The sequence below is a fragment of the Actinacidiphila sp. DG2A-62 genome (assembly GCF_035825295.1).
Taxonomy (GTDB): domain Bacteria; phylum Actinomycetota; class Actinomycetes; order Streptomycetales; family Streptomycetaceae; genus Actinacidiphila.
In genome coordinates, this window is the sequence record NZ_JAYMGI010000002.1 from 4,343,653 (window position 1) to 4,366,117 (window position 22,465).

Sequence of the window (22,465 nt, forward strand, 5' to 3'; positions counted from 1 at the left end):
ATACGGATACGTATTGCCGCGAAGACCACTTCCTAAGCGCGGTGTTGGCGTGATACCGCTCGTTCGGCCGATGCGGGGAGCGGACGCGTCGGTGTATGCGACGGCATGAACGCGGGGCGATTCGCCCCTTTCTGCGCATTCGTTCCTGGTGGGCGTCCTGCTCGAACTGCCGCACACCGGCGCGAGCCGGACACCCGCTGTTCCCCGGTGTGGCGCGTGGTGAGACACTGACGGCCGTCATGTCCCCTGTCGCTGATGGCGCCGATGCCGCCGTTCCCGCAGACCGCGCCGCCGTGCGCCGCGCGGGCGCGGGCGTGCGGCTGCTCAGGGCCGCGCTGTTCGCCGCGGCCTGCGTCGTGCTGGCCGGCGCGGGACACACGCTCGCCTCGGCGCGCCCGGTCCCGGCGTGGTCGCTGGTGCTGGGATGGCTCGCGGTGTTCGCCTTCACCGCTCCCCTGGCCGGCCGGGAGCGCACCCTGCCGGGCATCGCGGGGCTGCTGGCCGCCGGCGAGCTGGCACTGCACGCGGTCTTCAGCACCGGCCAGATGTGCGGGCAGGCGGCGGCCTCGCGCGCCGCGGGCGCCGCGGGCGCCGACAACGGGCTGACGTCGCTCGCCGCGCGGCTGCTGTGCGGCGGCGCGGGACACGCGGCGCCCACCCCGACGGCCGCGCAGGCCGTCCTCGCGCGGGCCGGCCTCGACCCGCTGTCGCTCGCCCGCACCGCCGCGGCCGGCCACCCGTACGCGGCGGACACGCACGGCGGCGTGCCGACCGCGATGGCGGGCATGCCCGGCATGGGCGGCGCCGGCGGCGGCACGACGGGCCTGGCCCACGCGCCGGCCGCGGGCCTCACCGCGTTCGTGACGATGTTCTCGCTGCCGATGCTGCTCGGGCACCTGCTCGCCGCGGTGGTGGCGGGCTGGCTGCTGCGGCGCGGCGAGGCGGCGCTGTGGCGGCTGCTGCGGCTGTCGGTGCGCGGCGCGGCCGGGCTGGCCGCGCTCTCCCCCGCCGCGCTGCGCCGCGCCTTCGCGCTGCTGGCCGCGCTCGCGGGGACGGCGCCCGGCACGCGGCTGCGGCAAGCCCGCAGGTACGGCGCACTCGGCCGCGCGCGGCGGCCGCGCACGGTCCTGCTCCGGCACAGCCTGGCCCGGCGCGGGCCACCGGCGGGGCTCGCGGCGGTCTGACGCGCCTCCCGCCCTCCCGGGTGGGGCGGCCCGCGGTCCCGCCGCGCCCGCGCCCACAGCACACCGAAGCCGTACGCGGTCCGTCCGCGGATGCCGTACGCGGGCCGTACGCCGATCCCGTACGCGGTCCGTACGCCGATCCCGTACGCGGTTCGCCGCGCTCCGGCCCGGCGCCGGGACGGCGACGCGAACGACGACGCGAACGGCGACGCGAACGGCGACGCGAACGGCGACGCGAACGGCGACGCGAGGACGCGTCGGCGGCCGGTGTGTCCCGTGGGCGGCTCGCCTGTGCCCCATCCGCCCCTCACGTGGAGACGACCTCTGCCATGAGCAGCTTCCGTACGCCCGGCACGACCAGCCGATCCCTCACCTCCCGCGCCCCGCGGCTGACCGGACGGGCCGCGACCGTCGCGGCCCTCGCCGGCTCCGCGGTCCTGCTGGCCGCCGTGCCGGCCTTCGCGCACGTCACCGTCCAGCCGAACACGGCGCCCAAGGGCAGCTACAGCACCGTTGCCTTCAAGGTCCCCAACGAGGAGGACAGCGCCTCCACGGTCAAGCTGGAGGTGAACCTGCCCGCCGACCACCCGATCGCCTCGGTGTCCATCCAGCCGGTGCCCGGGTGGACCGCGCAGATCACCAAGTCGAAGCTGACCACGCCGCTGAAGACGGACGACGGCACGGTGACCGAGGCGGTCACCAAGATCACCTGGAGCGGCGGGAAGATCGAGCCGGGGCAGTTCCAGCAGTTCCCGGTCTCCTTCGGGCCGCTGCCCGACGACGCGGACGCGCTGTCCTTCAAGGCCCTGCAGACGTACAGCAACGGCGACATCGTGCGCTGGATCGACCTCGCCCAGGCGGGCCAGCCCGAGCCCGACCACCCCGCGCCGACGCTGAAGCTGACCGCCGCCGCGGACGAGGGCGGCGCGCCCGCGCCGACCGGCAGCCCGGCCGCGGCCCCGGCCTCCGACACCTCCAAGGGCGCGGCCACCGAGAAGGCGTCCGGCGACAGCAGCGACGGCACCGCCCGGGGCCTGGGCATCGCGGGCATCGTCGTCGGCGCGATCGGCGTCGGCTTCGGCGTGCTCGCCGGGCGGCGCAGGAACGGCGGGGCGGGCGCGGCGGGCGGCTCGGACGGCGCGTCCGCCTGACGTGTCGGCCGACGTGCTCGCCTGACCCGCTGTTCTGATCTGCCGTTCTGATCTGCCGTTCGCGTGGCGGTGCGGTCGCCCGACCGCGACCGCACCGCCACCGCACCGCCACCGCACCCCGCCACCGATGACGACGCACCACGTACGGAACCACCCGAAGAGGACCACCTTCATGCGCACCACCTTCAAGCTCGGCGCCGTCGCGCTGACCGCCGCCTGCGCGCTGGCGCTGGCCGGCTGTGGCTCCGACGGCTCCGGCGGCGGCTCCGACGCCGGCAACGCCGCGGCGGAGGTCTCCGCCGCCGCCCAGCAGGCCGGCACCGTGCTGGACACGCCGTTCGCCAAGCCGAACCTCGTGCTGACCGACAACCACGGCAAGCCGTACGACCTGGTGAAGCAGACCGCGGGCCACCCGGTGCTGCTCTACTTCGGCTACACCCACTGCCCCGACGTCTGTCCGACCACCATGAGCGACATCGCCCTCGCCAAGTCCAAGCTGTCCGCCGCCGACCAGGCGGCGCTGCGGGTGGTCTTCGTCAGCTCCGACCCCGAGCGCGACACCCCGGCGCGGCTGAACGCCTGGCTGGGCGCGATGGACAAGAGCTTCATCGGCCTGACGGGGAAGTTCGCGACCATCCAGGCCGCCGCCCGGTCGGTCGGCGTCGGCATCTCGCCGCCGGTGAAGGAGAAGGACGGCAGCGTCACCGTGCAGCACGGCGCCGAGGTGCTGGCGTTCTGGCCCAAGGACGACAAGGCGCACGTGCTGTACCTGTCGGGGACCACGGCCGCGCAGTACCAGCACGACCTGCCGCGGCTGATCAGGAGCCAGACCCCGTGAGGCGGCACACCGCGACCCTCGCGCTGACCGGCGGCGCGGCCGGCGCCGTCGCCGTCGCCGCCACCTGCGCCGTGCTGCTGGCCGGCTGCGGCTCCGATGCCGGGTCGTCGTGGGCGGGCGCGGGCCCGCGGGCGGCGGCCGACGCCGCCGACGCCGGGCGGCCCGCGCACCTGACGGTCAGCGGCGGCTACATCCCCCAGCCGCTGCTGACCGACATGGCCGCCGCGTACTTCACGGTGACCAGCACCAACGGCGGCGCGGCCCGGCTCACCTCGGTGACCACGCCGCTGGCCGAGCACGTCACCCTGCACACCACGGTCGGCACGACCATGCGGCAGGTGTCGTCGTTCACCGTCCCCGCGGGCGGCAGCCTGCGGCTCGGCACCGGCGGCAACCACCTCATGCTGGAGAACCTGGCGCGCCGGCCGGCCGTCGGCGACAAGGTCACGCTCGTCCTGCACTTCGCCCATGCCACGCCCGCCACGCTGTCGGTCACCGTGCCGGTGCGCCCGACGACGTACACCCCGAAGGGCTGAGTCGAAGATGAACCCACGGTCGTACCCGTCCCAGAAGCCGGCGGCGCGGGCGTCCCGGGCGCAGCCGTCGCGGGGCCACCGCGAGGCGTCGCGGGGCCACCGCGAAGCGGTGTCGCGGTGGTCGCCGCGGTCCGCCCGCGGCAGGGCCGTCGCGCTCGCGGTGCTGCTGCTCGGGCTGCTGCTCGGCACCGCGGCGCCCGCGTCCGCGCACGCGGCGCTGATCCGCACCGATCCGGCCGACGGGTCGGTCGTGAAGACGGCGCCGCAACGGGTGGTACTGACCTTCTCCGAGGGCGTGCTGCTCTCCGACGACTCGCTGCGCGTGCTCGACCCGCACGGCACGAACGTCGCGACGGGCACGCCCGGCCACGCGGACGGCCCGGACTCCGGCGCGACCTCGACCGTCACCCTGCGCCCGGGGCTGGCCGACGGCACGTACACCGTCGCCTGGCGGGCCATCTCGCAGGACAGCCATCCGGTGGCCGGCGCGTTCACCTTCTCCGTCGGCGCGCCGTCCAAGACCACCGTCGACCCGACCTCGCTCACCGGCGGCGGCGGCCCGGCGGGCGACCTCTACGGGATCGGGCGGTACGTCGCCTACGGCGGCTTCGCGCTGCTGGTCGGCGTCTCGGTGTTCCTCGGCGTGTGCTGGCCGCGCGGCGCGCTGCTGCGCCCGCTGCAGATGCTCGCGGCGACCGGCTGGGTGGCGATGGTGCTGGCGACCATCGCGCTGATCATGCTGCGCGGGCCCTACGTCAGCGGCGGCGGCCCCGGCCAGATGGTCGATCTGGACGTCATCAGGGACCAGTTGGAGACCCGGCCGGGCGCGGCGCTGCTGTCCCGGCTGCTGCTGCTCGCCGCCGCCGCGGTCTTCCTCGCGGTGCTCTTCGGCAGCTACGCCAAGCGCGAGGACCCCGAGGAGCGCGCGGACCTCGCCTGGGGGCTCGGCATCGGCGGCACCGTGGTCGCGGTGGGCATCGCGGCGACCTGGGCGATGGCCGAGCACGCCTCGGTCGGCATCCAGCACCAGGTGGCGATGCCGGTCGACATCGTCCACCTGCTGTCCATGGCGGTCTGGCTGGGCGGTCTGGTCGCGCTGCTGACCGCGCTGTGGGCGCCCTCGCTCGCCGGCCGCCCGGTGCCCGCGTTCGCGATACGCCGCTTCTCCGCGCTCGCGCTGACCGCCGTCACCCTGCTGATCGGCACCGGGATCTACCAGGCGTGGCGGCAGATGGGCAGTTGGGGCGCGTTCACCGACACGCACTACGGCAAGCTGCTGCTGATCAAGATCGGGCTGGTGTGCGCGCTGGTGGTCGTCGCGTGGTTCTCGCGGCGGTGGACCGCGGCGCTGGGCAGGCCGGCGCAGGCGGGGGCGGGGGCGGGGGCGACGGGGGCGCGGGCGACGGGGGCCGCGAAGACCTCGGCGTCCTCCGCGTCCGCGGGGGCTGCGAAGTCCGCGGGAACCGCGACGTCCCCGGCGTCCCCGGCGTCCCCGGGAGCGTCCGCGGGCTCCTCCGCGAGCGGCGCGAAAGCGGCGGCGGGGGCGGGCGTCGGCGCGGACGCGGGGGCAGGTGCCGCGGCCGGGACCGGCGGCGACGCGGACGCGGGCGGCGCGAAGGGCGGCGCAAAGGGCGGTGCGGCGGGCTCCTCGGCCTCCTCCGTGAGCGCAGACGCCGCGGGCCGAGGCTCCGCGAGCGCCGACGTTGCGGGCCGAGACGCCGCGGGCGGCGACGACCCCGCGCGGGCCGCGCAGTTGCGGCGCCAGCAGGCCGCGCGCAGCGCCGCGCGGGCGCGCAAGGCGCTCGGCGCGGACCCGGCGCGCGGTGCGCTGCGCCGCTCGGTGCTGGCCGAGGCGGGCATCGCCGTGGTACTGCTCGGCGTGACCACGATGCTGTCCGGCTCGCAGCCCGGCCGCGCCGCCGAGGAGCAGAAGGCGCTGCCGGACGCGCCGTCCTCCTCTTCGTCGGGGTCGGCGGGTGCGTCGGGCGGGTCCGCGCCCGCCACCACCGCCCCCGCGCCGCAGTCGCTCAGCATCCCGTACGACACCGGCGGCCCCGGCGGCAAGGGCACCGCGGCCGTCACGCTGACCCCGGCGAGCGCCGGCGCGGCGAACGACGTGCGGGTGGTGCTGACCGGCCCGGACCAGAAGCCCGTCGACGCGCCCGAGGTACGGATGGCGTTCACGCTGACCGCCCAGCACCTCGGTCCCATCCCGGTGACGCTGCGCCGCACCGCGGCCGGCGACTGGTCCGCCTCCGCCGTCCGGCTCCCGCTGGCCGGCACCTGGCAGATGTCCGTAACCGTCCGCACCTCGGACATCGACGAGGTGACGGAGTACAGGAACATGAAGGTCGCACCGTGAGCACCGTGCACGACAACGACAAGGCGAACGAGAACGGCACGTCGGGCGGCACCGGCACAGGCACAGGCACAAGCGCCGGCACTGGCACAGGCACAAGTACCGGCACCGGCACCGGCGCCGCCGGCGGGGAGGAGCGCACGGCCGGCCGGCGCGGGGTGACGCGGCGGCTGCTGCTCGGCGGCGCGGGCGCGGCCGGGCTGGTCGTCGGCGGCGGCGCGGGCGCCGGGATCGCGGTCGCCGCGCAGGACCGGCCGACCCCGCTGACCAGCGTCGGCGCCGCGCACATCCCGTTCGAGGGGGTGCACCAGGCGGGCATCGCCGACCCCGCGCAGGCCCGCGGCCACCTCGTGGCCTTCGACCTGGCGTCCGGCGCCGACCGCCGGTCGGCCGCCGCGCTGCTGCGCCGCTGGTCCGACGCGGTGCGGGAGATGACCCGGCCCGGCCGGCGGCCACCCCCTCGCCGTACGACGACCAGGTGGCCGACGACGCCGGGCCCTCCTCGCTGACCGTCACCTTCGGCTTCGGACGCAGCTTCTTCGCGCGTACCGGCCTGACCGCGCAGCTCCCCGAGGCGCTCGCGCCGCTGCCGGACTTCCCGGCCGACGCGCTGGACCGGGGGCGCAGCGACGGCGACCTGTTCGTGCAGGTCGGCGCGGACGACGCGCTGGTGGCCTTCCACGCGCTGCGGGTGATCCAGAAGGCCGCGCGGGACACCGCCACCGTCCGCTGGCAGATGAACGGCTTCAACCGGACGCCGGGCGCGACGTCGAGGCCGCGGACCGTGCGCAACCTGATGGGCCAGATCGACGGCACCAACAACCCGCGCCCGGACCAGCCGGACTTCGCCGCCAAGGTGTTCGTGCCGGCGAACGGCTCGCCGGCCTGGATGGCCGGCGGCTCGTACGCGGTGTTCCGGCGGATCAGGATGCTGCTGGACTCCTGGGACCACCTGTCGGTGGAGCGGCAGGAGAAGGTGATCGGGCGGCGCAAGTCCGACGGCGCCCCGCTGTCCGGCGGGACCGAGACGACGCCGGTCGACCTGGAGAAGTTCAACCCGGACGGGTCGCTGGCGATCGCCGGCGACGCGCACATCAGGGTCGCGGCCGCCGCCTCCAACGGCGGCGCGGCGATGCTGCGGCGCGCGTTCTCGTACCACGACGGGATCGGTTCGGACGGGACGCCGGACGCGGGGCTGCTCTTCGTCGCCTGGCAGGCCGACCCGATGCGCGGGTTCGTGCCGGTGCAGCGCAAGCTCGACGGCGGCGACGGGCTCTCGCGCTTCCTGCGGCACGAGGCCAGCGGCCTGTTCGCGGTCCCGGGCGGCGCGGGTCCCGGCGAGTACGTGGGGCAGCGGCTGCTGGAGGGGTGAGGCGGCGCGCGTACGGGCGGCGGCGGGCGGACCGTTAGGCTGACCGTATGTCTCCGGCGAGTCGCTACACGTATCTGGGACCTGAGGGCACGTTCACCGAGGCGGCGCTGCGCACGCTGCCCGAGGCGGCGACGCGCGAGCTGACGCCGATGGTGTCGGTGCCGGCCGCGCTGGACGCGGTGCGCAAGGGCGAGGCCGGCGGCGCGCTGGTGCCGATCGAGAACTCCGTCGAGGGCGGCATCACCGCGACCCTCGACCAGCTGGCCTTCGGCGAGCCGCTGATGATCTACCGCGAGGTGCTGCTGCCGATCGCGTTCGCGCTGCTGGTGCGGCCGGGCACCACCCTCGCCGACGTCAAGACGGTCACCGGGCACCCGGCCGCGCAGGTCCAGGTGCGCAACTGGATGGCCGAGCACCTGCCGGACGCGCTGTGGGAGTCGGCCGCCTCCAACGCCGACGGCGCGCGGCTGGTCCAGGAGGGGCGCTTCGACGGTGCGTTCGCCGGCGAGTTCGCGGCGCCCACCTACGGTCTGGAGCCGCTGGCCACCGACATCCACGACGCGCAGAACGCCACCACGCGCTTCGTGCTGGTGGGCCTGGCGCCGGCTGGCCGCGCCGACCGGCGCCGACAAGACCTCCGCGGTCTTCTGGCTGCGCGACGACCACCCGGGCGCGCTGCTCGACCTGCTCCAGGAGTTCGCGATCCGCGGGGTGAACCTGATGCGGATCGAGTCCCGCCCGACCGGCCAGGGGCTCGGCCAGTACTGCTTCTCGGTGGACTGCGAGGGGCACCTGAGCGACCGGCGGGTCGGCGAGACGCTGATGGGGTTGCGGCGGCGTTGTCTGAACGTACGATTCCTCGGTTCGTATCCCCGGGCCGACGAGCAGCCGCCGTCGGTGGCGCGGGGCGCGACGGACGACGCGTTCACCGAGGCCGTGGACTGGCTGAACAGGGCGCTCGACGGCCGCGCCTGAGTTATCCACCGGGTTATCCACAGGCCGGCCCGGCGGGGCTGTGGGTAACTTGCTGACTTGTCGACACAGCGCGCGGGTCGAAACGGACATGGTCGACAAATAGCTACACAGGCAGCGGACGCGTCCACAGTGACTCAGGTCACCCCGCGTCACCCCAATTCCCCCACTGAATCCTTGCGGGGGAACACTTCTCACTCCAAAGAGAGTGTGGAGCGGGTTTGAACGGGGAATCCATAGCCGACCACCGGGCCCGTGGAATTGATCTCCGCACTTCTCCACAGATCTTCCCCACACCCTGTGGACAAGGTGCGGAAATCTCCGCCCGGCCTGTGGATAACTCTGCTCCGGACGACCTTGCCGAGCCGCCGCCGGCCCGCCGGGGAGCCGCCGCCGGGCCGCGTACGACCCGGTTCTCCACAGGACGGGAGGCCCGGAGGAGGGATCGTCAGAATAGCGTTGACGCGGGGTTTTCTCCTGACGTTCGCGGCTTTTCTCGCTTTTCCGCCGAACCGGACATAAGCCTTCATTTGGTCTCTTAAGTTGTCGCGGCGGGGCCCGCGCCCCGGTAGCCTTGTGCCGTGATCGACCTACGCCTGCTCCGTGAGGACCCCGACCGTGTGCGCGCCTCGCAGCGCGCCCGTGGAGAGGACGTCGCACTCGTCGACTCCCTCCTCGCCGCCGACGAGCGCCGCAGGTCCTCCAGTACCCGCTTCGACGAACTGCGCGCCGAGCAGAAGCAGCTGGGCAAGCTGATCCCGAAGGCGTCCGGCGAGGAGAAGGCGGAGCTGCTGGCCCGCACCAAGGAGCTGGCCGACGCGGTCAAGGCGGCCGACGCCGCGCAGCACGAGGCGGCCGAGCAGGCCCACGAGCTGCTGCTCAAACTCGGCAACGTGGTGCACCCCGACGTGCCCGTCGGCGGCGAGGAGGACTTCGTCGTCCTGGAGCAGCACGGCACGCCGCGCGACTTCGCCGCCGAGGGCTTCGCGCCCAGGGACCACCTGGAGCTGGGCGAGCTGCTCGGCGCCATCGACACCGAGCGCGGCGCCAAGGTGTCCGGGTCGCGCTTCTACTACCTGACCGGCGTCGGCGCGCTGCTGGAGCTGGCCCTGGTCAACGCGGCGATCGCGCAGGCCACCGAGGCCGGCTTCACCCCGGTGCTCACCCCGAACCTGGTCAAGCCCGCCGCCATGGCCGGCACCGGCTACCTCGGGCAGGTCGCGGACGACGTCTACCACCTCGACAGCGACGACCTCTACCTGGTCGGCACCTCCGAGGTCCCGCTCGCCGCGTACCACATGGACGAGATCATCGACGCCGGCCGGCTGCCGCTGCGCTACGCCGGCTACTCCTCGTGCTACCGCCGCGAGGCGGGTTCGTACGGCAAGGACACCCGCGGCATCTTCCGGGTCCACCAGTTCGAGAAGGTGGAGATGTTCGTCTACACGACGCCGGAGGAGTCCGAGGCCGAGCACCAGCGGCTGCTGGCCTGGGAGAAGCAGTGGCTCAGCTCGCTGGAGCTGCCGTTCCAGGTGATCGAGCTGGCGTCGGGCGACCTCGGCTCGTCGGCGTCGCGGAAGTTCGACTGCGAGGCGTGGATCCCCACCCAGGGCAAGTACCGCGAGCTGACCTCGACGTCGAACACCACGGCGTTCCAGGCCCGCCGGCGAACATCCGACAGCGCGACGCCGACGGCACCCGGCCGCTGCACACCCTCAACGGCACACTGTGCGCGGTGTCCCGGACCATCGTCGCGATCCTGGAGAACCACCAGCTCGCCGACGGCTCGGTCCGGGTGCCCGAGCTGCTCCGCCCCTACCTGGGCGGTCGCGAGGTGCTGGAGCCGGTCGCGGGCGCGGCGCCGGTCGCGGCGAAGTGACGCGGGGGGCGTCGGAGTCGACGGGGACGGCGGACGCGGCGGACGCGGTGACGGGCGTCGCCGAGGCGGCCGACGTGGCGGCGCCGGTCGCGGTTCCGGTGGCGTACCGGATGGTCGCGACCGACCTGGACGGCACGCTGCTGCGCAGCGACGGCACGATCTCGCAGGCCTCGCGCGACGCGCTGGCCGCGGCGACGGCCGCGGGCGCCGCGCACATCGTGGTCACCGGCCGCTCGGTGCCGTGGACCCGGCACGTGCTGGACGACCTCGGCTACCGGGGCCTGGCGGTGTGCGGGCAGGGCGCGCAGTTGTACGACGCCGCGGCCGGCCGCCTGCTCACCTCGGTGACGCTGGACCGCAGGACCGCCGTGCTGGCGCTGGCCAAGATCGAGGCGGAGGTCGGCCCGCTCGCGGTGGCCGCCAGCCGGGACGGCCTGACCGGCGAGGTCGTGGTCGGCGAGGGCTACGTCTACCACCCGGAGCTTCCGGTGCTGCACCTGCGGGACGCCGCGGACCTGTGGGCCGAGCCGATCACCAAGCTCTACATCCAGCACCCGGGCGGCCTGGACGACGACGCCCTCGCGCGGGCCGCGCACGCCGCGGCCGGCGACCTGGTGGGGGTGATGGTGGCCGGCGAGCGCATCGTGGAACTGCTGCCGCTCGGGCTGACCAAGGCCACCGGCCTGTCGCTGGCCGCCCGCCGGCTCGGCGTCACCGCGGCGCAGACCATCGCCTTCGGCGACATGCCCAACGACGTGCCGATGCTCCGCTGGGCCGGCCGCGGCGTGGCCATGGCCAACGCCCATCCGGAACTGAAGGCAGTCGCCGACGAGGTCACCGCGTCCAACGACGAGGACGGGATCGCGGCGGTGCTGCACCGGCTGTTCGGGCCGCCGCGGGGGTCGGCGGCGTGACGCCGTAGCAGCACAGCCCGATCAGCACCGCGCTGAGGTGACCGAGGTCGGTGAAACTGCCGTCGTCCAGCACCGGCACGGCGAAGAACGGCAGCACCACGGCCAGATAGCCCCAGCGCCACGGGCGCGGCACCCGGTAGGCCAGGACGCCGACCACGCCCGCCAGGCCGTAGCTGACCCCTATGTCGACGGTGTGCGCGAGCGAGCCGGGCAGCCGGTCGTCGCGGATGCCGAAGAACACCGCCTTCTGGCTGACCAGCGTCGCGCCGATGTGCGCCACCGCCGCGACCAGCAGCCAGCGCGCGGTGCCCAGCCAGCGCTCGGCGGTCGCGTGCACCAGCTCGAACAGCACCGCGTAGAAGAGGAAGCCAGACGGCGGCTCGATCCACAGCGCACTGGCCACCAGTACGCGGATCGGGTGACGGTGCAGCTCGACGAGGTTGGTGCTGACGCTGTGCAGCAGGTACGAGCGAAGGTGCGGGGACATGCCGGCCGCGGTCACGCTGGTGACGGCCAGGATCAGCAGCCATATGTGGGTGCCGGGCGTGGCCCGCACCCGTGCCGCGGCCAGGCGGACCGACTCGCCCCGCGCCCGCGCGCCGTCCGGGCCCGGGGCGAGCAGCCGCAGCGCCGGCAGGAGCACGCGGCCCTGCGGCGGCTGCGGGGTCTGCTCGGCGTCGTGGACCACGCTTCAGTTGTAACCGCCCGGCCGCGCCGGCGCCGGGCGGGCGGTTGTCCGGCGCCTTTCTCCGCTCCTCCTCACTCCTCGCCGGCCAGCTTCAGCGTGCGCAGCTTGGCGGTGGCGAACCAGGTGGCCGCCGCGGTGGCCGCCACCAGCAGCACGATCGCGGTGGGCAGCGACACGTCCGAGGTCACCGTGGAGTTCTCCGCGATCTTCTGCGCGACGGCCAGCGACCACTGCTGGACGCTCAGCGTGCGCGCGCCCGGCACCAGATTCCCGATCACGCCCTCCCAGACCAGCGCGTAGACCAGGCCGACGACCACCGCGTGCCGGGTGATCACCCCGAGCATCAGGAAGATCGCCGCGTAGGCGACCGACGCGACGGCCGCGGCGACCGCGAACGCGACGGCGAGCCGCTGCCCGTTGCCGTTCAGCACGACTCCGGCGATCAGCGTGGGGATCGCGCAGAACGCGGCCGTCACGCCTATCGCGACCAGCAGTTTCGTGGCGATGATCGTGGAACGCCGGATCGGCTTGGCCAGCAGGTAGACGATCGAGCCGTCGTCGATCTCCGGACCGATCGCGCCGGTGCCGGCGATCACCCCGATCAGCGGCACCATCGCGGCCAGCGCGAAGCTGCGCAGCAGGTCGGCGGTGGTGCCGTCGTCCTGCCCCGCCAGCGCGCGGACCGCGGCGACGATGACCAGCAGGAGCAGCGGCAGCGCGAGCAGCAGCAGGGCACGGCGGCGGCCGAGCAGGCCGCGCTGAGTGAGCCGGGCGACGGTCGGGTGGAAGAGCGCGGGGCCCGCGGGCGGCGCGGTGCGTCCGGGCCGGGGACGCGCGGTGGTGGTGGTCATGGTGGGTGCGCTCCTTTACGCCGTGACCAGGTAGGAGAAGACGCTCTCCAGGGATTCGTCGGACGGCGAGACCGCGTAGAGCCTGATGCCGTGGTCGCGGGCGATTCGCGGCAGGAACTCGGTGAACCCGGCGAAGTCGATCGCCTGGACGCGCAACGCCCGCCCGTCTCCCGCCGCCGCCCCTCCAGCGAGGCGCTGCGCGCCACCCCTCCCGTCCTCGGCCCAGTCCAGCTCGATGCCGGCGGTCGAGGCGTGGGCGATGAGCAGGGAGGCCAGCTTGCGGTCGTCGCTGGAGCGGACCAGGTAGCGGTGCGGGCGGTCGGTCATCAGCCGGCGGATCTTGCGGAAGTCGCCGGACGCGGCGTGCCGTCCGGCCACCACCACCTCGATGTGGTGGGCGAGCTGCTCGACCTCCTCCAGGATGTGCGAGGAGAACAGCACGGTCCTGCCGTCCGCGCCCATCCGCCGCAGCAGCTCCATCAGCTGCAGCCGCTGCCGCGGGTCCATGCCGTTGAACGGCTCGTCCAGCAGCAGCACCGACGGCTCGTGGACCAGCGCGGAGGCCATCTTGGCGCGCTGCCGCATGCCCTTGCTGTACGTCTCGATCCTGCGGTCCTGCGCGTACTCCATCTCGACGGTGGCCAGCGCCCGGCGCGCCGCGGCCTCGGGGTCGGGCAGCCCGTGCAGCTCGGCGTTGGCGACGACGAACTCGCGCGCGGTCAGGAAGTCGTACATCGCCTCCCGCTCGGGCACGATGCCGATCTCGCGGTACGCCTGCTCGTTGCGCCAGATGGGGACGCCGTCGAGGGTGACCGCGCCGGTGGACGGGGCGAGGAAGCCCGCCATCATGTTGATCAGGGTGGACTTGCCCGCGCCGTTGGGCCCCAGCAGCCCGGTGACGCCGGGGCCGATGGTCATGGAGACGTCGTTGACCGCCACCACGTTGCCGAACCAGCGGGACACCTTGTCGATGCCGATCGTCGTCACGACAGGCCCACCTTCCGGTAACGGCGCATCAGCAGGCCGAAGCAGCCGGCCACGATGGCGAGGATCACGAGCAGGTACGCGACGCCGGCCGCCGCGTTCGGCGGACCCGAGGCGTGCGGGAAGGCCGAGGTCGCGCCGAGGAACCAGGTCTGGAAGCCGTCGATCAGCGTGATCGGCGAGAACAGGCCGAGCCAGCCGATGACGTCGTAGTTCTCCTGGCTCTGGGCGACGCCCTGGACGCTGGAGACCGCGCCGTAGGTGATCACGAACAGGGCGATGATCGCGGCGACCCCGAAGCCGCGGCGGGGCGTGACGGCCGCGACGACCAGACCTATCCCGGCGAACAGCAGCGACAGCAGCAGGACGGACACCAGGCCCTTCGCGAACCCGGCGGTCTGGTCGGTGAAGTCGAGCTTCGCCAGCAGCGCGCCGACATAGAGGATGAGCAGGGGCAGCGCGGTCAGCATGAACAGCGCGGTGGCCAGCGCGGCGAACTTGGCGACCACGTAGTCGACGCGTTCGATGGGCCGGGAGAAGTACAGCGGCGTGGTCTTGAAGCGCAGGTCGCGCGAGACCGACTGCGGCGCCTGCGCGGCCACGAAGAGCGTGATCACCGCCTGCAGCAGCACCGCGTAGCGGGTGTAGTCGACCGGCAGTTTGTCCATGTGGGTGAAGACCGCCACCGCCACCATGATCAGGGCGGGCGCGCACATCACGCCCAGCAGGATCATCGGCAGCACCTTGGACTTGGCGCTGCGGCCCAGGCCGTACGCGCCGCGCAGGCTCTGGCTGAACAGCGACTGCCGTGCGTAGCCGCGGCCGAGCCGCGCGCCGGTGTACTCGCGGTAGCCGATGTTGTGGATGACGTCGGTGGGTGCGGGCGGCGGGCCCGGCGGCGGTCCCGCCGGATTCGCCACGTCAGGCTGCGTCACGGCCTTCTCCTTCCTTCTTCTCCGCCTTCGCTGGCTTCTCTGGCTTCTCTGGTCTCTCTGTCTTCTCTGTCTTCGCCGCGCTCTCCTCGTGCTCTTCCTGCCGCGCGTCCTTCTGCGCGCCCGTGAAGAGCTCGGCGATGCGGTGGCGGCGCTGCTCCATCCGGATCAGACCGACCCCGAGCTGCGCCACCGCGTCGCGCACCACGTCGTAGGTCTCGTCGTCCGCTATGTCGATGTGCAGCAGGTGGCCCTCGGCTTGCGCGGTCAGGCCGGCGGCGGTCAGCGCGGCGGCCAGCTCCTGCTCGCGGTCGGTCACCTCGACCGCGAGCGAGGCGGTGGCCTGGGTGAAGTCGCTGGTGGTGGAGGCCCGCAGCAGCCGGCCGCCGTCGATGACGACGATGTGGTCGCTGGTCCGCTCCAGCTCGCCGAGCAGGTGCGAGGTGACGAGCACCGAGATGCCGAAGTCGCTGTGCACGCGGCGGATCAGGCCCAGCATCTCGTCCCGGCCCACCGGGTCCAGGCCGTTGGTCGGCTCGTCGAGCAGCACCAGCTTCGGGTCGTGGACCAGGGCCTGGGCGAGCTTGACGCGCTGTTTCATGCCCGTGGAGTAGCCGCCCATCGGGCGGTACCGTTCCTCGTACAGACCGACGTGGCGCAGTGTGTCGGCGGTCCGCTCGCGGGCCGCGGTCGGCGGCAGCCCGGACATCCGGGCCATGTGCACGACGAACTCGGTGGCCGACACGTCGGGCGGCAGGCAGTCGTGCTCGGGCATGTAGCCGACGAGGCCGCGGATCTCGGCGCCGTCGGTGGCCACGTCGAGTCCGAGCACGGCGGCACGACCCTCGGTCGCCGGGGACAGGCCCAGCAGGATCTTGATGAGCGTCGATTTTCCGGCGCCGTTGGCCCCCACCAGTCCGGTCACGCCGGTGGTGACGTCCACGGTCAGCCGGTCCAGAGCGGTCACCCGCGGGTACCGCTTGCTCAGGCTTTCGGTAGCGATCACATTCACGTCCCCGACGCTAGTGGCCTGCGCCACACCGGCACGTCAGCCCGGGGGAGTCAATCCGAGTAGTTCTGGGGTCTGACGACCCGTAGGGGTAGGTCATCCGTTCGAGTGGCGGATGTCAGGGTCAGGGTTTTCCACAGGCTGCGAGGGGGTCTTGACCCTCTCATCGACTGCTGTCACATTGATCGATGTCATCGTGTGCGTGAGGGAGCGGAAGCAGGGGGTGAGGGGCATGAGCGCCGAGGAGCACGGCCCGCGCGAGCATGTCGTCACGGGCGCGGACGGCGTCCGGCTGTGCGTCGCGGAGTACGGACTCGCGGGCGCGGACGCGGGCGCGGATACGGGCGCGGGCGTGCGCACGGGCGCGGGCGCGGATACGGAGGACGCGGATGTCGGGCCGGCGGCGCGGGGGCCGACCGGCCGACGGTGCTGCTGCTGCACGGCTATCCGGACAGCAAGGAGGTCTGGTCCGAGGTCGCCGCGCGGCTCGCCGACCGCTTCCACGTGGTCGTCTACGACGTGCGCGGCCACGGCCGGTCCGGCGCGCCGTCACCGCTGAAGGGCGGCTTCACGCTGGAGAAGCTGACCGCCGACTTCCTCGCCGTGGCCGACGCCGTCAGTCCCGGACGTCCGCTGCACCTGGTCGGGCACGACTGGGGCTCGGTGCAGGGCTGGGAGTTCGCGACCGTGCCCGCCACCCGCGGCAGGATCGCCTCCTTCACCTCGATCTCCGGGCCGAGCCTCGACCACTTCGGCCACTGGATCCGCCGCCGGGCCCGCCGTCCCACCCCGCGGCACGCCGCCCAGCTGATCGGCCAGGGCGCGAAGTCCTGGTACGTCTACGCCCTGCACACTCCCGTGCTGCCCGAACTGGCCTGGCGCGGCGCCCTCGGCAGAGCGTGGCCCAGGATGCTCGCCCGAGCAGAGAAAGTCCCCTCCGAGGGCTACCCGACCGCCTCCCTCGGGGACGACGCCGCACACGGCGCGTGGCTGTACCGGGACAACGTCCGCCGCCGGCTGGGCAGTCCGCGCGAGGACGCGTACGCCCACGTGCCGGTGCAGCTCATCACCCCGACCGGTGACGCCTTCCTGTCCGAGCACCTCTACGACGACCTGGAGCGCTGGGCGCCGCGGCTGACCCGGCGCACCCTGCCGGCCAAGCACTGGGTGCCGCGCTCCCGCCCGGACCAGGTCTCGCGATGGATCGCCGACTTCGTGACCGGTGTGGAGGCGGGTACGGAGTCCGCAGCGCGAGCCGGCGGGCGCGGCAAGGCCGCCGCAGCCGCCGGTTCCCAGATCCTCGGGCGGGGGCTGGAGGCGGCCCGGCAGCGGTTCGCCGGGCAGCTCGTGCTGGTGACCGGCGCGGCCAGCGGCATCGGCCGGGCCACCGCGCTGGCGTTCGCCGAGGCCGGGGCGCGCGTGATCGCGGTCGACCGGAACGGCGAGGGCGCGGCCCGCACCGCCGCGCTGGCCCGCGGCAGGGGCGCGGCCGACGCCTGGCCGGAGACCGTCGACGTCTCGGACGCCGAGGCGATGGAGAAGCTCGCCGCCCGCACCCGCGACGCGCACGGCGTGCCCGACGTAGTGGTGAACAACGCGGGCATCGGGCTGGCCGGCCGCTTCCTCGACACCACGCCGGAGGACTGGAAACAGGTCCTCGACGTCAACCTGTGGGGCGTCATCCACGGCTGCCGGCTCTTCGGCCGGCAGATGACCGACCGCGGCCAGGGCGGCCACATCGTCAACACCGCCTCGGCCGCGGCCTTCCAGCCGTCCCGCGCCCTGCCCGCGTACAGCACCTCCAAGGCCGCGGTGCTGATGCTCAGCGAGTGCCTGCGCGCGGAGCTGGCGCCGCACGCGATCGGCGTCACCGCGGTCTGCCCCGGCCTGGTCGACACCGCGATCACCGGCAGCGCCCGGCACGTCGGGGTCGACGAGGCCGAGCAGGAGCGGCGCAGGGCCGGCAGCGCGAAGCTCTACGCCCGCCGCAACTACCCGCCGGAGAAGGTCGCCCGCGCGATCGTCAGGGCGGTGCTGCAGGACACCGCGGTCGTCCCGGTGACACCCGAGGCGCGCGGCGCCCGCCTGCTGTCCCGGCTGTCCCCCGGCGCACTGAGAGCGCTGGCCCGCGTCGAACCACCGCTGTGACGCACCCGCCCGCCCGCAGAAACCCGCCCACCCCGCCGTGAAGGAGACCGTCCCATGAACCACGCGATCAGACCGCGCCGGGTCTCGTTCGACTGGCAGCGGACACCGCTGCACTGGATTCCCGGCGAGCCGACCGCGACGCATGTCATCAACGTGCTGCATCTCCTGCTGCCCGCGGGGGAGCGGTGGTTCGTGAAGGTGTTCAAGGAAGCGCTGCCGATGGTCACCGACGAGCAGCTGCTCAAGGACGTCAAGGGGTTCATGGGCCAGGAGGCCACGCACAGCGTGCAGCACGCCTACGTCCTGGAACACCTCGCCGAGCAGGACCTCGACACCTCCGCTTACACCCGGCACGTGGAGTGGATGTTCGACGTGCTGCTGGGCGAGAAGCCCCCGCTGCGGCTGCCGGTCACACCGCGCGAATGGCTGCGCTTCCGGCTGTCCCTGATCGCCGCGATCGAGCACTTCACCGCCGTGCTCGGCGACTGGATACTGGACGCCGACGCCCTGGACGAGGCCGGCACCGACGAGGTGATGCTCGACCTGCTGCGCTGGCACGGCGCGGAGGAGGTCGAACACCGCTCGGTCGCGTTCGACATGTACCAGCACGCGGGCGGCAAGGGCCTGCCGCGCTACCTCCGGCGGGCCGAGGGAATGGCGTTCGCGTGGCCCGCCCTGCTCTACCTGTGGATCGCCGGCGCGCGGTATCTGATCCGCAACGACCCGCGGCTGTCCGGCGCGAGGTACCGCCTGAAGGACCACCGCGCCGCCGCCCGCCGGGGTCTGCTCCCCAGCTGGGCCTCGCTGAACGCCGCGATGCCGCGCTACCTGCGGCGGTCGTACCATCCGTCCCAGGAGGGGTCGATGCGCAAGGCCGTGGAGTATCTGGCGATATCCCCGGCGGCCCGGGCCGCGACGCAGGGGGCGTCGGCCGGACCCGCGGCCGCGTCCTGACCCCCGTCCGGACCACCGCCTGAACCGCCCGCTGAACCGCCGCTTGAACCGCCACCGGAACCACTGTCTGAACCGCCACGTGAACCACCGCCTGACGAGGGCCGGCCGCCCCGCCGAGGGCACAGCACCGAGGAGTCGAGGCGTGAGCACCGCCGACGCGCAGCCCGCGTACCGGATCGAGGACCTGTCCCGGCTCAGCGGGACGACCGTCCGCACGATCCGCGCCTACACCGACCGCGGGCTGCTGCCGAAACCGGACCGCAGCGGCCGGGCCAACGTCTACGGGGACACCCACCTGGCCCGGCTGCGGCAGATCGCCGAACTGCTGGAGCGCGGCTACACCCTGGCCAGCATCAAGGAGCTGCTGGCCGCCTGGGATGCGGGGACGGGCCTGGGCGGTGTGCTCGGGCTGGTCGGAGAGGTGGACCGGCCGTGGTCGGACGAGCGGCCGGCCCGGGTGGGACGGGAGGAGCTGGCCTGGGCGTTCGGCGGCTTCGAGGACCCGGCCGCGGTCCAGCAGGCCGTCGAGGAGGCGGTGCAGCTCGGCGTGCTCGAACCGGTGCCGGGCAGCGACGGGGAGTTCCTGGTCCCCAGCCCCCAGGAGCTGGCCGTGGCGGTCGAACTGCACGCCGCGGGCGTCCCCCTCACCGCGATCACCGGCCACCTGCGGGAGCTGCGGGCCCAGGTCGAGCACATCTCGGAGCGCTTCCTGGAGTTCACCACCGAGTACGTCTTCGAGCGGTTCCTCCACCACCCGCCGTCCGACGCCGAGGCCGCCGAAGCGACCGAACTGGTCCGCCGCCTGCGCCCGCTGGCCCAGCAGACGGTCGACGCGGAGCTGGCCCGGGCGATGGGCTTGCGGGCGACGGCGCGCATCCGCCACCACCTGGCCGAGGTGACCGGTGCGGCCCCGCTCCCGGGCACGGCCCCCGCCTCGCCCCCGGGCACCGCCCCGGCCTCGCCCCCGCCACGCCCGACCGCGCCCCCGGCACCGGACGCGGACCCGGGAGCCGCGGCAGCCGGGGCAGCGGACACGGCAGCCGGCACCGCGGAGGTGACGCTGCCGGCCGCGACCGTGGCAGCCGTACGGGAGCTGGTCGGCGCCCCCCACGTCGCGGAGTTCATCGCGGCAGCCGCCGACCGCGAGGTGGCCGCCCGCCGCATGGACGCCCTCACCCGGCCGCCCCGATCCCCCGGTCGGGCCCAGCCGCTCAGCTGAGCTGCGCCGGGGCCTCGACGGCGATGCGCTCGAAGGTCGCGTGGTCGTAGGCGAAGTCTGGTGAGTCGGGGATCGGCCAGTGCAGGACGATCTCGGTGATGCCGGCTTCGGCGTGGCGGCCGGCGAAGTCGACGAAGGCGTCCAGGGACTCGAAGGGGGCGGCGCGGTCAGGAGTGAAGCCGGTGAGGAGGATCTTCGGCACGGACTCGGGGTCGCGGGCGGCGTCGCGCAGGGCGTCCGAGAGGCGGTCGACCTGGCCGCGGATGGCGTCCAGGGACTCCTTGGGGGTGCCGGTCTCGTACAGGGCGGGGTCGCCGGTGGTCACCCAGGACTGCCCGAACTTCGCGGCCAGCCGCATCCCGCGCGGCCCGGTGGCGGCGACGGCGAACGGCAGCCGCGGACTCTGCACGCATCCGGGCACGTCGCGCGCCTCGACCGCGGAGTAGAAGCGGCCGCCGAACGTGATGTCCCCTTGCGTGAGCAGCCGGTCCAGCAGCTCCACGAACTCCTCGAACCGGTCCGCCCGCTCCCGCGCCGACCAAGGCTCCTGTCCCAGCACCACCGCGTCGAACCCGGTCCCCCCGGCCCCGATCCCCAGCACCACCCGCCCGGAGCTGACGTCGTCCAGCGTCATCAACTCCTTCGCCAACGGCACGGGATGGCGGAAGTTGGGGGACGTCACGAGGGTGCCGAGCCGGATGGTGTCGGTCACGGCGGCCGCGGCGGTCAGGGTGGGGATCGCGCCGAACCAGGTGCGGTCGCGGAACGGCTCCCGCCACGACAGATGGTCGTAGGTGTAGGCGGCGTGGAAGCCCAGCTCCTCGGCCCCCGCCCACACCTTCCGGCCCTCGGCCCAACGGTAGATCGGAAGAATCACAGTGCTCAGGCGCATGAGGACGACGATACGGCCCCGCCCTCGGACCGCCTCCGCGCCCGGCGGGGCCGAAGGGGCGGCGGGCGAATCAACGCCGTCGGCGCCGGGGCGGTTCCGGTAACCCAGGATTCGGGTACCGGGACCGCCCCGGTGTCAGCGTTCGGAAGCCGCGAGGTCCGCGGGGCCTGGAAGACCGGCCTCGTCACGCGGCACAGAGGGTGAAGGTGGTGCCTGCGGTCACTGGTGGTGCGGGCGGTGCTTGCTGCCGCTGATGGGGAACGCCCCGCCCGTCCCCGTCCAGTCGCCGCCGCTCACCACGCCCGGCCAGCCGGTCACGGTGTCGTTGGCCGCCCGGCCCCACAGGTCCGGGATGCCGTCCCCCGTGATGTCGCCGGACGACGCGAGGACCGGATAGACGGCGGCCGTCGGCCCGGTGCCGACCGCCACCCGCGCGTCCGAGGCGCCCCAGGACGTCGGGTCGAGGACGCCCGCGACGGCGCCCGGCGCTCCGTAGACCCGCGACAGGCCGCCGGTGGCGTCGTCCCGCAGCAGCAGGTCAGGCAGCCCGTCGCCGTTGAGGTCGCCGGGTGCGACGACGGTCACGCCATTCCAACCGCTCGCGCTGACGAGTACGGGCGCACCGTGCTGGTCGAGTCGCTTGGTGGCGCGGTCGCCGTAGTACACCCACAGCGAGCTGCCCTCTTTGACCAGGAGGTCGGGTGCATCGTCCCCGTTCAGGTCGCCGGGCGCGACGACCTGGTCCGCGTCGTACCAGTGGTCGTCCGCTACGGCGCAGCCGTCGGGGTTGTCATCCGTGGGGTCGGAGACGGCCGGGCAGAGCACGCTCAGCCGCTGCGCGCCGCCGTCGACACCGGTCGGGACGACCACGCCGGTGCCGTCGTTGGGATAGACCCACAGCTGCTTGTCTCCCTGCGGACCGGGTTCGAGGGCCACCAGGTCGTTGTGCCCGTCCTGGCCCCAGTCGCCGCGAGTGGTGACCGAGGCGTCGGTGAACGTCCCGCCGCCCGGCGCCGCGGCGGCGAACCGCCCGTCGCCCAGTCCCGCGTACGTCAGCAGCTGGCCGCTGCTGTCCGTGGTCCAGATGTCGTTCGTGCCGTCGCCGTTCAGATCGCCGGGGAGGTCTCGGCCGGTGGTGCCGACGGACGCCGCTGCCGTCGCCGCCGGCGAGGTCAGACCGACCACGCCCAGAGCTGCGGCAGTGGCGACCGCTGCGCCGATGGAACGCCATGGACCCGGGTCGCGGGAAATACGGAACATGTAACTCCCTTTATTCGTAAAGATTTTCGATTGGCCACCTTATGCGCGAGGGCACCACTCGCAGCAAGGGAGTTTCCCCAGAACCGGACGATGACCGGGGCCTGCGACATTTTCACGCGGCCCAGGCCGTGATGCGTGAACGCGGCCTGTCTGACGTCACGAGGGTGCCGAGCCGCACCCGCTCGGTGACGGCGGCGGCCGCCGTCAGGGTCGGCGCGGCCGTGCCGGCGGTCCTGTGTCGGCCCCCTCCGCGCTTCAGCTTGCCCGCAAGGCGTCGGCGCACGAAACAGTCGGCCGCTGTCCGAGGAACGCGGCCCACCGAA

The 22,465-nt window shown here is 73.8% G+C and carries 16 protein-coding genes and 4 pseudogenes; 12 read left to right on the forward strand and 8 right to left on the reverse strand.

The features are described 5' to 3' along the window. The first annotated feature begins 239 nt into the window (after nucleotides 1-239). From VSR01_RS19425 to VSR01_RS19465, 9 genes and pseudogenes are all read left to right on the forward strand, one after another. Nucleotides 240-1,184: a hypothetical protein gene (locus VSR01_RS19425; protein WP_326450468.1), complete on the forward strand. Its 945-nt coding sequence runs from the start codon at nucleotides 240-242 to the stop codon at nucleotides 1,182-1,184. 329 nt (nucleotides 1,185-1,513) lie between these two features. Next, nucleotides 1,514-2,335 (forward strand): YcnI family copper-binding membrane protein, encoded by an 822-nt coding sequence (locus tag VSR01_RS19430; RefSeq protein WP_326450469.1) that lies wholly within the window; start codon nucleotides 1,514-1,516, stop codon nucleotides 2,333-2,335. Nucleotides 2,336-2,507: 172 nt separating this feature from the next. Continuing rightward, nucleotides 2,508-3,173, forward strand: a complete 666-nt coding sequence (locus tag VSR01_RS19435) for an SCO family protein (RefSeq protein WP_326450470.1) — start codon at nucleotides 2,508-2,510, stop codon at nucleotides 3,171-3,173. Next, nucleotides 3,170-3,709, forward strand: coding sequence for a copper chaperone PCu(A)C (locus VSR01_RS19440; RefSeq protein ID WP_326450471.1), 540 nt, complete (start codon nucleotides 3,170-3,172; stop codon nucleotides 3,707-3,709). Before VSR01_RS19435 ends, VSR01_RS19440 begins: the two co-directional genes overlap by 4 nt. Before the next feature lie 7 nt (nucleotides 3,710-3,716). Beyond that, nucleotides 3,717-6,071 (forward strand): copper resistance CopC/CopD family protein, encoded by a 2,355-nt coding sequence (locus tag VSR01_RS19445; RefSeq protein ID WP_326450472.1) that lies wholly within the window; start codon nucleotides 3,717-3,719, stop codon nucleotides 6,069-6,071. Nucleotides 6,072-6,226: 155 nt separating this feature from the next. Beyond that, nucleotides 6,227-7,440 (forward strand): annotated as a pseudogene (gene efeB / locus VSR01_RS19450) (iron uptake transporter deferrochelatase/peroxidase subunit). Nucleotides 7,441-7,487: 47 nt separating this feature from the next. Beyond that, a pseudogene (gene pheA, locus VSR01_RS19455) lies at nucleotides 7,488-8,415 on the forward strand (prephenate dehydratase). 578 nt (nucleotides 8,416-8,993) lie between these two features. Then, a pseudogene (serS, locus tag VSR01_RS19460) lies at nucleotides 8,994-10,291 on the forward strand (serine--tRNA ligase). A gap of 110 nt (nucleotides 10,292-10,401) precedes the next feature. Next, a complete protein-coding gene (locus tag VSR01_RS19465; protein WP_326453716.1) occupies nucleotides 10,402-11,205 on the forward strand; it encodes an HAD family hydrolase in 804 nt (267 codons plus the stop codon). Here VSR01_RS19465 and VSR01_RS19470 read toward each other — a convergent pair. From VSR01_RS19470 to VSR01_RS19490, 5 genes are all read right to left on the reverse strand, one after another. Next, nucleotides 11,126-11,893, reverse strand: coding sequence for a rhomboid-like protein (locus VSR01_RS19470; protein WP_326450473.1), 768 nt, complete (start codon nucleotides 11,891-11,893; stop codon nucleotides 11,126-11,128). The two genes, VSR01_RS19465 and VSR01_RS19470, sit on opposite strands and share 80 nt — an antisense overlap. 71 nt (nucleotides 11,894-11,964) lie before the next feature. After that, entirely contained in the window at nucleotides 11,965-12,744 is a 780-nt protein-coding gene (locus VSR01_RS19475; RefSeq protein WP_326450474.1) for an ABC transporter permease subunit, read from the reverse strand. Nucleotides 12,745-12,759: 15 nt separating this feature from the next. Next, nucleotides 12,760-13,731: an ABC transporter ATP-binding protein gene (locus VSR01_RS19480; RefSeq protein ID WP_326450475.1), complete on the reverse strand. Its 972-nt coding sequence runs from the start codon at nucleotides 13,729-13,731 to the stop codon at nucleotides 12,760-12,762. Next, complete coding sequence (locus VSR01_RS19485; protein WP_326453717.1) at nucleotides 13,728-14,648, reverse strand: ABC transporter permease subunit; 921 nt, start codon at nucleotides 14,646-14,648, stop codon at nucleotides 13,728-13,730. Before VSR01_RS19485 ends, VSR01_RS19480 begins: the two co-directional genes overlap by 4 nt. A 1-nt stretch (nucleotide 14,649) precedes the next feature. Next, nucleotides 14,650-15,699, reverse strand: a complete 1,050-nt coding sequence (locus VSR01_RS19490) for an ABC transporter ATP-binding protein (RefSeq protein ID WP_326450476.1) — start codon at nucleotides 15,697-15,699, stop codon at nucleotides 14,650-14,652. Between the two features lie 396 nt (nucleotides 15,700-16,095). On the opposite strand from VSR01_RS19490, the gene VSR01_RS19495 reads away from it, so the two are divergent. The 3 genes from VSR01_RS19495 to VSR01_RS19505 all read left to right on the forward strand — a co-directional run bounded on the left by VSR01_RS19495 (nucleotide 16,096) and on the right by VSR01_RS19505 (nucleotide 19,990). Then, a complete protein-coding gene (locus VSR01_RS19495; RefSeq protein WP_442785490.1) occupies nucleotides 16,096-17,817 on the forward strand; it encodes an SDR family oxidoreductase in 1,722 nt (573 codons plus the stop codon). 54 nt (nucleotides 17,818-17,871) lie between these two features. Next, on the forward strand, nucleotides 17,872-18,771 hold the full coding sequence (locus tag VSR01_RS19500) for a metal-dependent hydrolase (protein ID WP_326450477.1): 900 nt from the start codon (nucleotides 17,872-17,874) through the stop codon (nucleotides 18,769-18,771). A 142-nt stretch (nucleotides 18,772-18,913) separates the two neighbouring features. Further along, nucleotides 18,914-19,990, forward strand: coding sequence for a MerR family transcriptional regulator (locus tag VSR01_RS19505; RefSeq protein ID WP_326450478.1), 1,077 nt, complete (start codon nucleotides 18,914-18,916; stop codon nucleotides 19,988-19,990). On the opposite strand, the gene VSR01_RS19510 is transcribed toward VSR01_RS19505, so the two are convergent. From VSR01_RS19510 to VSR01_RS37855, 3 genes and pseudogenes are all read right to left on the reverse strand, one after another. Further along, nucleotides 19,983-20,882: an LLM class flavin-dependent oxidoreductase gene (locus tag VSR01_RS19510; RefSeq protein ID WP_326450479.1), complete on the reverse strand. Its 900-nt coding sequence runs from the start codon at nucleotides 20,880-20,882 to the stop codon at nucleotides 19,983-19,985. The genes VSR01_RS19505 and VSR01_RS19510 overlap by 8 nt on opposite strands. 219 nt (nucleotides 20,883-21,101) lie before the next feature. After that, nucleotides 21,102-22,142 carry an FG-GAP repeat domain-containing protein gene (locus VSR01_RS19515; RefSeq protein WP_326450480.1) on the reverse strand — a complete coding sequence of 347 codons (1,041 nt, stop codon included), beginning with the start codon at nucleotides 22,140-22,142 and terminating at the stop codon, nucleotides 21,102-21,104. Nucleotides 22,143-22,269: 127 nt separating this feature from the next. Beyond that, nucleotides 22,270-22,362 (reverse strand): annotated as a pseudogene (locus VSR01_RS37855) (LLM class flavin-dependent oxidoreductase); the annotation flags it as partial. Between the last annotated feature and the right edge of the window lie 103 nt (nucleotides 22,363-22,465).

Excerpts from the sequence above, each read along its gene's own strand:
- VSR01_RS19515 (WP_326450480.1), bottom strand. The coding sequence starts at position 22,142 with ATGTTCCGTATTTCCCGCGACCCGGGTCCATGGCGTTCCATCGGCGCA.
- VSR01_RS19465 (WP_326453716.1), top strand. The coding sequence starts at position 10,402 with ATGGTCGCGACCGACCTGGACGGCACGCTGCTGCGCAGCGACGGCACG.
- VSR01_RS19430 (WP_326450469.1), top strand. The coding sequence starts at position 1,514 with ATGAGCAGCTTCCGTACGCCCGGCACGACCAGCCGATCCCTCACCTCC.
- VSR01_RS19445 (WP_326450472.1), top strand. The coding sequence starts at position 3,717 with ATGAACCCACGGTCGTACCCGTCCCAGAAGCCGGCGGCGCGGGCGTCC.
- VSR01_RS19425 (WP_326450468.1), top strand. The coding sequence starts at position 240 with ATGTCCCCTGTCGCTGATGGCGCCGATGCCGCCGTTCCCGCAGACCGC.
- VSR01_RS19500 (WP_326450477.1), top strand. The coding sequence starts at position 17,872 with ATGAACCACGCGATCAGACCGCGCCGGGTCTCGTTCGACTGGCAGCGG.
- VSR01_RS19475 (WP_326450474.1), bottom strand. The coding sequence starts at position 12,744 with ATGACCACCACCACCGCGCGTCCCCGGCCCGGACGCACCGCGCCGCCC.
- VSR01_RS19510 (WP_326450479.1), bottom strand. The coding sequence starts at position 20,882 with ATGCGCCTGAGCACTGTGATTCTTCCGATCTACCGTTGGGCCGAGGGC.
- VSR01_RS19435 (WP_326450470.1), top strand. The coding sequence starts at position 2,508 with ATGCGCACCACCTTCAAGCTCGGCGCCGTCGCGCTGACCGCCGCCTGC.